Genomic DNA, 8,521 nt, shown 5'->3' with positions numbered 1-8,521 from the left:
CCCCCGGTCTACACCGGGACCGCCGGGCCCACGATCGCCGGGTCTACCAGAGGCTTCGACGGCAACGATGCCAGCAGCATCGGCGTGCACACCAGCGGGCTTGGCATCGCCGCTGGGCCAAGCAATGTACCCGTGCTCGGCACGCCACAGGCCAGTACGTCGCTGCCACCAAGCAGCCCATCTTCGACGAACGCGCCACAGTCGCCACACGCCCAGTCGCCACACGCTCCGGCGCCGAACTCGCTGTCGAACACCCCTATCCGGTCGGATGCCATTCCGCAGAACATGCAGAACCACACCGACGAACAGGGTGCGCCTGCGCAGACCTCTCAGTCCACTGTGGAGTCGGCCTCGACATCGACACAATCTCCGCCACCGGCGCCTCTTGTGGCCGCGACCCAAACCCTGTCGTCGCCGAACGTGGCGACGCTCTCATCTGGAACACCCGCGGTTGCTACGAGCACCACAGCGTCCAGTTCGAGCTCGACCACCACGACGCCGGCCGCCACATCCGCGACACTGAACTCGCCAGACCCGTCGAACACCTCGACACACAACACCCTGGACAGCACGCCCGCAACGTCGAACACGTTGCCTCAGAACGCGCAGAGCCTCGGAGAGAGGCCGCCCGCTGGGCAGTCGTCACTTCATGGGGACTCGACGGGGGTGTCGGTCCGGCTACCGGCGGAGGCGTGGGTCGAGGTGGAAGCGGCCTCGCAGACCACGGCATCCCCGCTGACCGCCGCAGCTCTGAACACGGCAACAGCCGTCGGCCCGAACACGACTGTCCGGCAAACATCGTCGCCAACACCCGAGACGAGCATCGCGACTGCGCAATCCAACACCGGCACGCAGCCCTCTGGGCTGCCAGCCCGCAATCTGGCTGTTGCCGTCAACGGCACGAACGGCGGCCCCGAGCAGGAGCTAGGCCCGACGCCGCCCACAGAGGTGAGTGCACCGGTGGTCTGGTCCCAGGACGACAGCGCTGTGCTGTCCACTGCGTGGTCAGAGACGAACCAACTGCAAGGAGTTCTGCCGCTGCCACAAGCGCTAGGTGCGACTACGGCGGACTCATCCGAGGAGTTGCTGGAAGGGGCCGCCGAGGACGGTGGCACCGTCTACTTTCGGCCTGGTGAGGTGTTCACTCGGGAGTTTCGAGCGACCGGCACTGATGTGGTCATCGGTGCCACGTTCATCCCCACCGACGAGTCGGAACGAGCCGAGCGATGGGCGCGCGCCGGCGGCCACGACGTCACACATGTGCTCGGAACCGATGATCGTGATGGGATCGACTTGGCGAAGTCGGTGGTCACCGTGGCCCATCCGGTCGACGGCAAGACGTTCTACGTGAACGCCCATGGGATGCCAGGCGCGGTCGCGGTCTGGATCGAGCGGAGCGGCGGACTTCAGAAGGCCAAGCTTTCCCCGCGCGCGTTCGGCAAGGTGGTGCTGGCCACCGCAGCGTTCCAGCGGGCCAACCGCGACCGCGACGTCCGGCTGTTCCACCAGATCATCTGCCACGCGGCGTCGACCTCCGAGGGTGAGTCGATCACCGAGGGTTTGCACCACGTGGCGAGTGCCACGATGCCCGACGTCGAAGTGCTCGGTGTCACCGACACTGGTCACCGAGGTGGGCCGGGACCATCGGACCGGGCTCGACTGGACGCGGACGACCGTGTACGGGGGCGGCAAGGTGGTCGTCGTTGGCGGCGTCCCGGTGGAGCAGCGGATGACCATCGACGACATCACCGCGCAGATGGCGGACTGGCCGGACAAGAACTACGACGTGCGCACGCGGTTTGCCGAAACCATCCCGCTGTTCTCGGTGGTCGATCGAGCGGTGCGGGTGCAAGGCTTGCTTGAGCGACAACTGACTGAGACCGGCCTGCTCGACTTCACCGCGGTCGCGCACATCGCGAACGTGGGAGTCCGGCCCGACCTCGTGCTGGCCGCGGCAGTGGACCAAGTGCGCTCCGGAGAGCACCCGAACCTGTTCCGTGGCGTCGTGGGGGCCGACGGGCTGCCCGCCGTTGTGCTTGCCCAGATCGAGATCACTGGCGACGGGACAGCGGAGTTCGACGTCCGCCCTGCCACGTGGGCAGTACCAGTCGTGCTGGCGCCGACGGGAGAGCCACTGGACCCGGACACAGTGCGGCAGGTGCTCGCGGACTCCAAGTCGGCGCGTGGCGCGTTTCAGCTGATGTCTCAGCGCGAAATCGAGGACGTCGTGCGGCGAGCGGCAGCGATCGTGGCCGAGAACCACCCTGACCCCGGACCTGACGGAAATCACGCGTTCGAGAGCCTGTATCTGGCGCTGCTGCACAACGTGGCGGTCCGCCTGATCGAGTTCGGCGAGACCGCTGCCCGCGACTACTCCGCCGACATCGCGGGCAGGCTGGTGGACGGCCGACCGCTGGTGGACAGCTGGCCGGACGGCGTGTCCGCGTCGCTGCGGGCCATCGACTTCGTGGAGGTGCTGTTCGAGGACGACGTCACGCGGTTGGCTGATCGGCCTGTTGACCGGGCTCGGGTAGTGGATCTCGCGAGGGCCCTCGCCGGTTCCGCTGTTCGTGCAGGTGAGGCGGGGCGGCCGCTTCCGCAGGTGGTGCTGACCCGATACTTGGTCGTGGCCGATGCTGCGGCTGCGGCAGCGATGCGTGACCGGCACCAAGAGATCAGACGTGTGTTCGTCGGTGCGCTTGCTGATGCGCTTGGTGATCTGGCGCTTCATGGCATTGGGGTCGAGGACATCGCCATCCGTGACCACGTCGAGCGGCCTGGCTCTCGGCTCGACCATCGCCGTGTCGTGCGTATCGATGTCGATGAGTCGCCGTCGTTTGCCGTGCAGCCCACGAGGTCGACAAACATCCACCCCATGGCCACGCCGGCGTCCAACTCCGTGAACGCGGCAATCACGTTGACGCTGCCGGATTCGACGCCCGCCATCAGCCGTCCGGCAGTACGGCATGCCGTCAACACAAGCACCGGCATGCCCGTCTTGAAAAACTTCGTCGGCCAGCTCCCGCCTGATGGGGGTCTGAACGTCAGCGCGGACCGCGATCGGGATCATGCCGGTGGCACCGCGGTCGACTCTGAGCAGGTTGAGCGGATCGACGGTGTGGATGGATCGCACTCGGAATCCTCGCGTGACGCCGGCATTGAGACCAAGTCCGATTCCACGGCCAATACGATGATCAAGTCTAGTCGCCCGATCGACGCTGAGCCGGTGACCATCGACCAGGGTCCGGAGCTGACGAACCGGAGTAGGCCGGAGACCAGGCGCACGGAGGCCGACACCGCGATCAATTCCGGTCTTATGCACACATTCCAGTCGACGGCTGAGGTCGAGCAGATCGGCGCCCACACAAGGTCAGACGGTGTCGAACGAGGCAGGTGGTCGCTGTACGGAGAAAGCTATTCGTTCGGCCACGAGCGCCCCTTCGGTGCCGCCGTGATCAATGTAAATGCCGTGACGCGGCAACCAACTTCTCGGCCGCCAGTTCGGGGAAATATTTCTAGAAATGGCGCTCCTGTAGAATTCGCTCCTGAGCAGGTGTATTCCGTTCTGTTGAAGGACTGCAATGGTAATGTTGTTGGCGTGGGCTATCCCTCGGAGGCGGCGGAGGACGGGCCTGGATCTGGCCCAATGATTGATGCCTGGGAATCGGAGTTGTGGGCATCCCGGCCATTCAGAACCAGCGATCGGTCGTACGTCGCCAACTGGACCGAGACTCTCGACCGAAATCCGCTCGACAACGCACTCCTACAGGTTGCGTCTCAGGGCAGAGTGCCGACACCATGGGCATTTCGCCCGGGGCTTAGTCTCGTGCCCTTCTACGTGGATGGTCACGGATGGCGAAATGGGTTCAAGATTGCGGTCAACTTCGCTCGACCGGGCGCTCCCGCAGCATGGGAGGACGTGGAAGTCAGGGGCACGGAACACGCGCGCCTGTTGATGAGCAATCTCTATTTCAGAGCGCTTCTCTCTCAACCGCCACGACCCTTGGTCTACCTTTCGTGTGAAACCGGTGCACCTCAAGGCCGGGCGGCACAGGAGTCAGTAGGTGCACTTTTCGACGCTGGTTACACAGGGCCAGTGTGGGCGCCGACGGGTCGCGGGCATTACAGCGAGTGGGAACGGCTACCTCTAAACCCGCATGAGATAAACCCATACGAGCGGGGGCTAATCAGTGCTCAATCGTTCTTCGCTGTTGAGCCTACACGTGATAGTGCCGGTCAACAGGTGGCGGGAGTACTCCGACTGGTCTCCAACCCCACTCTCTCGGGCTGGACGCCCGGCGGAGGCCAGTGGTCTTTCCGGCCAGCGCAGGTCTGGACGGCAGTGCTGCGCGGAAGCGGCGGAGAAGTTGTCGGGATCGGGTTCCCTCTGCATCAGGACGATCTCGCCCACGTTCGCGCATGGGCAAACACTCCGCACCGAAACCTGGACACCATTTATACCAAGAACGCGGTAGGCGTAAACGACCTGGCCAATCCTGAACGCCAGTCTCGGGCGCCATGGACAAACCCGTTCTATATCTATGCCACAGGATCCAAGGAAGGGTACGTAACGATCTCAATCGCGACGCCGGTGCCTAACGGGGATAGCCTCTACAGTCAAATACGCGTGAACGGCATCAATTTTGGCAGGCTCATCGGCAGTAACGGCTTCTTCCAAACAGCTTCAAGTGTGAACCCCTCGCGCGACGTCGTCAACGTCATATCGTATGCGGGCCATCATGAAACTGGAATGGCATATGCCTCCTCCGCAGAGCTCCGCCAACTGGGGCACGTCGGCGGTTTCTACGGTCCTACCGGAAGAATCACCAATCTCATCGACCGCACTGGCGGGCACTCGTGGCACGGCGTCGCACCAGCCAGTGGCCAAGGCGGAAGGCCGGCAGACGGAAGATTTGTCAACGTGCTGGCACTAGCGCCACTCACCTACATCGTCGCCGACCTGAGGCCCTGGACGAACACCTCCAATCAAGACCCTTCAAATTCGGGTCCCTCTCGAACCGGCCGGACTCCCCACAGAGGCCGAGACATAGGGCTACCGGCAAATAACGTCCCACAATCAGGTGCGCCGTCCTCGCGTGAGAACAACTACCAGGTCCCTTCCCATCAGAATCAAGGCTTCACACGTTGGCATCATGCCGACAGTGGCTCAGAACTACTCCTCGCGCATGATTCATATCCTGAGAGGGAAAGATACTCGCTCGATTCTGACCTGCGTTTCGAGGCCCGTGATATCAGTGTAGGTTTGCCTGCACGTCCAGAATCGCGGCAGCCGCTGATTCAGGGCTTGATCGGGAGTCAACATGTAAGTTTCGTCGGCAGTCAGGTGCACTCTGTTGTTTGGAGAGATCGCACTGGCAACGTTGTAGGAATAAGCCTGCCTACATATTCAGTCGATCAACTGGACAAAAGCAGGTCATTGGAGTGGGGGGGTAGGCCGTTCCGGAACACGGATCATTCATACATCACCGATCTTAATCTAAAGCTGCACGACAGTGAAGACGAGACATGTCTACGGCAGACTGTGACGCAGAGGAGAACGCTTTCGCCCTGGATGCTTCGCCAGGACTTGAGCCGCGTTCCGTTCTACGTCCACGTTCATGGCCTAGGCGGTGAACGGTTTTCGGTTTGGGTCAACTTTGCTTCACCGGGAACGCCTGAGAGGTGGTCGGAGGTAGCAATCAACGGTGAGCAGCATGCTCGCTTGTTGATGAGTAACCACTTCTTCCGGGCGCTGCTCGCCCAGCCTGCGCGACCTGTGGTTTACCTGTCTTGCCAGGCTGGGGCGCCCGGCAGCAAAGCCGCGCGGGAATCAGTGGGTGCCCTGGTCGATGCCGGCTACCGGATGCCGGTGTGGGCGCCGACTGGGACCGGAATTCGGATCACGCCGGCCCACCCTTTTTCGAACCCGTACGAACCCAACCCAGGTGAACTTCCGCCGGTCAACCAACAATCCTTCTATGGCGTCGTACCAACGGTCGATGAAGCGGGCCATCCGGTCCACGGGGTATTCCGTCTAGTCATGAATCCGATCCTCTCGGGCCGCGAACCGGATGCAGGCTCGTTGAGTTTCCGGTCGGAGGAGGTGCTGACGACTGTATTGCGCGGAAGCACTGGGGAAGTCATCGGCATTGGATTTCCTGCAAATCCCGGCGATCTCGATTACATGGCCAAATGGGCGAAAGCCCCGTATCGTCACCTCGACCGGTGGTACACACGTGACTCGATCGGTCCTGCTCACCTGGCAAACCCTGACCTTCAGTCTCCGGCGCCTTGGAACAACCCGTTCTACATTTACGCGACGGGCGTCCAGGAGAAGCATGTGACGATCTCGATCGTGACCCCGTCGCATAACGGACGTAGCTCATACCGTCAGATCCGCGTCAACGGAAAGAATTTCGGTCGTCTGATCGGCAGCAGTGGGTACTTCCAGACCGCCTCCAGCGTGAACCCCGCGCGAGACATCGTCCACGTCGTATCAAGCGGCAAACCGAACTCACGTATCGTAAGCAGGTCCTCGAGGTACCTGCGCAGACTGGGGCATCTTGGTAGCTTCTATACCCCCACTGGAAGAATGGCCAGCCTGATGGACACAACCGGCGAGCATTCTTGGAACGGCGTGACAGCAACTATAGATCGAAGAGGACGGCCAGCAGCCGGCGAGTTCGTCAACGCACTCCCGGCAACATAGAGACCGTGACCGCCGCTAACATGACATCATTCGCGGGCCATCACGATACTGGCTTGTCGTATTCCTCGTCGACAGAGTTGCGCCATCTGGGACACATCGGCAACTTCTACGCTCCTACCGGAAGGATGATCAGCTTGGTCGACGAGAACACCGAGCAGTCCTGGCACGGTGTTATGCCAACCGTGGACCGAAATGGAAGGACAGTGAACGGAGTGTTTGACAATGTGGTCTTCCCAAATGGCCGAACCGGTACCTAAGGCAGGCTCCTTGAAGACCTCACGCGCCTCCGGATCGATGGACTTGGCCGTCACCGGTTACGCAAGAGATATTCCCACACGAGGTCGGAGAATTCATGGGCGGCAGCGCAGCAGATGTGAGTATCTTGTTGAGACAGGCGAGCGGGTGTGACTACTTCGTCCGTGAGTGGAAGTTGGAGTGCTGTGAACCGGAAATCGGGAGCTGTGGATCAGGATCCAAATACGGGGATCGTCGAACGGAATGATTGGGCCATACTCGTGGACCCGAGTTGGAACCCAGAGTCTGCGGACGAAGTGCCACCTCTGCGTGTGATGGCAGGCGGGTGGCGCTTGGATGGAAAAGGATCTCCTGGCCTGTTCCAAGCGAATCCGGAGTATGTTCCTCTGATGGAGGGTGGTGCCACAGACCCTGTTGATGCTGTGCTGATGCTGGTTGCGCGCGGGGAAGTGCCGGTGGATGCATTGATTCCAACTCTTCGCAATTCATATGTACAGCTGGCGGTCACTGCGGATGGTCAACAGTTGCTTGTCGGCCCGGCGCCCGACGACGCGCAGTGTGTTGCGGTCGTAACGGCGGGCTTGCATCGCAAGAACCTTTCGCATGAAAGCTGGCTAGAGGTAAAGGTGGATGATCTGATCGAATTGATTCCTGAAGGAGTCGACATCCTGCTGAATCCCGGAAGCCCTTTTCGGTTTCGGCTCATGACCGAGGCAGTGCGGTCGAGTTGCGCCGAGGATCCGGAAAATGTGAAACGGTTGGCTTAGGTCTGTGCATCGGCGTTCTACTGGCGTTTCGTATCCCATGTCGGTCGGGTTGCGAGCGGTCGGCGACTGCTGGCGTGGGTTGTCGTCGGCGGCCCAGGGGATCGTGGTGGCGCGGTGTGACACGCAAGCACAGTCCGGACTCCAGTTTGATCGTGCGGGGCACGCGGTGTGCCCATGACGACCCGCGCGTCCGCCTCGTCGAAGGACTGCCCTTGGCCAGTGAGCGTGCAAGTCGTCATCAGCTCCAACGCATCCGTGTGGTCAGCGCGGCTGGCGAACCAGCACCGGGCATCGATGACGACTGGTGGGCTTGCGCTGACTCTGGCGTCGATGAGCAGCGCCGCAGCGCGCAGGTGATGGTTGACCTCGGCTGCCAGGGCAGCCTCCGAGGCGATCAAGCTGCGTTGCACACCCCAAAGTGCAATCACCGCGGCCACAATGGAGAGGAGACCCAGACACTGTCCACAAGAGCGTCCGTGTACTGGTTGAGCGCGGCCCCGCGCACACGAGGCCCGGGAACATCCAGCGCAACTGCCCTGTCGGAAACGCAACGGCGTCTGGTGCGCCACGCGAGACGTCACCCACAAACCCAACCTGCTTCGTGGCGACCTGAGCGATCACAGACACCAGGCAACGTCCTGTCGCTTCCGTCCGCCAACACTCTTGATCGCTACCGGACAATCTTCAGGCGGTTGCCGTGGAATCTATAGGTGTACGGTGGTCGACGGCCAAAACGGCAAACCTCCTAGTGTCCTGCGCCGGAAATCCCATGACTAAGTCTAGTCTGGGT

4 protein-coding genes are annotated in these 8,521 nt (G+C 61.9%); 2 read left to right on the top strand and 2 right to left on the bottom strand.

Annotated elements, in window-relative coordinates:
* Positions 1-329 precede the first annotated feature (329 nt).
* Both LFM09_RS49725 and LFM09_RS49720 read right to left on the bottom strand, forming a co-directional pair.
* Positions 330-590 (bottom strand): hypothetical protein, encoded by a 261-nt coding sequence (locus LFM09_RS49725; RefSeq protein ID WP_414103667.1) that lies wholly within the window; start codon positions 588-590, stop codon positions 330-332.
* 481 nt (positions 591-1,071) lie between these two features.
* The gene (locus LFM09_RS49720) at positions 1,072-1,506 is read right to left on the bottom strand and encodes a hypothetical protein (RefSeq protein ID WP_414103666.1); all 435 of its coding nucleotides are present in this window, start codon (positions 1,504-1,506) and stop codon (positions 1,072-1,074) included.
* A gap of 100 nt (positions 1,507-1,606) precedes the next feature.
* Between LFM09_RS49720 and LFM09_RS49715 the strand changes: the two genes are divergently transcribed.
* Both LFM09_RS49715 and LFM09_RS49710 read left to right on the top strand, forming a co-directional pair.
* Positions 1,607-6,709, top strand: coding sequence for a hypothetical protein (locus LFM09_RS49715; protein ID WP_414103665.1), 5,103 nt, complete (start codon positions 1,607-1,609; stop codon positions 6,707-6,709).
* A gap of 461 nt (positions 6,710-7,170) precedes the next feature.
* Positions 7,171-7,731 (top strand): type VII secretion system-associated protein, encoded by a 561-nt coding sequence (locus LFM09_RS49710; protein ID WP_414103664.1) that lies wholly within the window; start codon positions 7,171-7,173, stop codon positions 7,729-7,731.
* Positions 7,732-8,521: the final 790 nt, after the last annotated feature.

Source organism: Lentzea alba, assembly GCF_047445655.1.
Classification (GTDB): Bacteria; Actinomycetota; Actinomycetes; order Mycobacteriales; family Pseudonocardiaceae; genus Lentzea; species Lentzea alba_A.
This window is presented reverse-complemented; position numbering and strand designations above follow the sequence as displayed.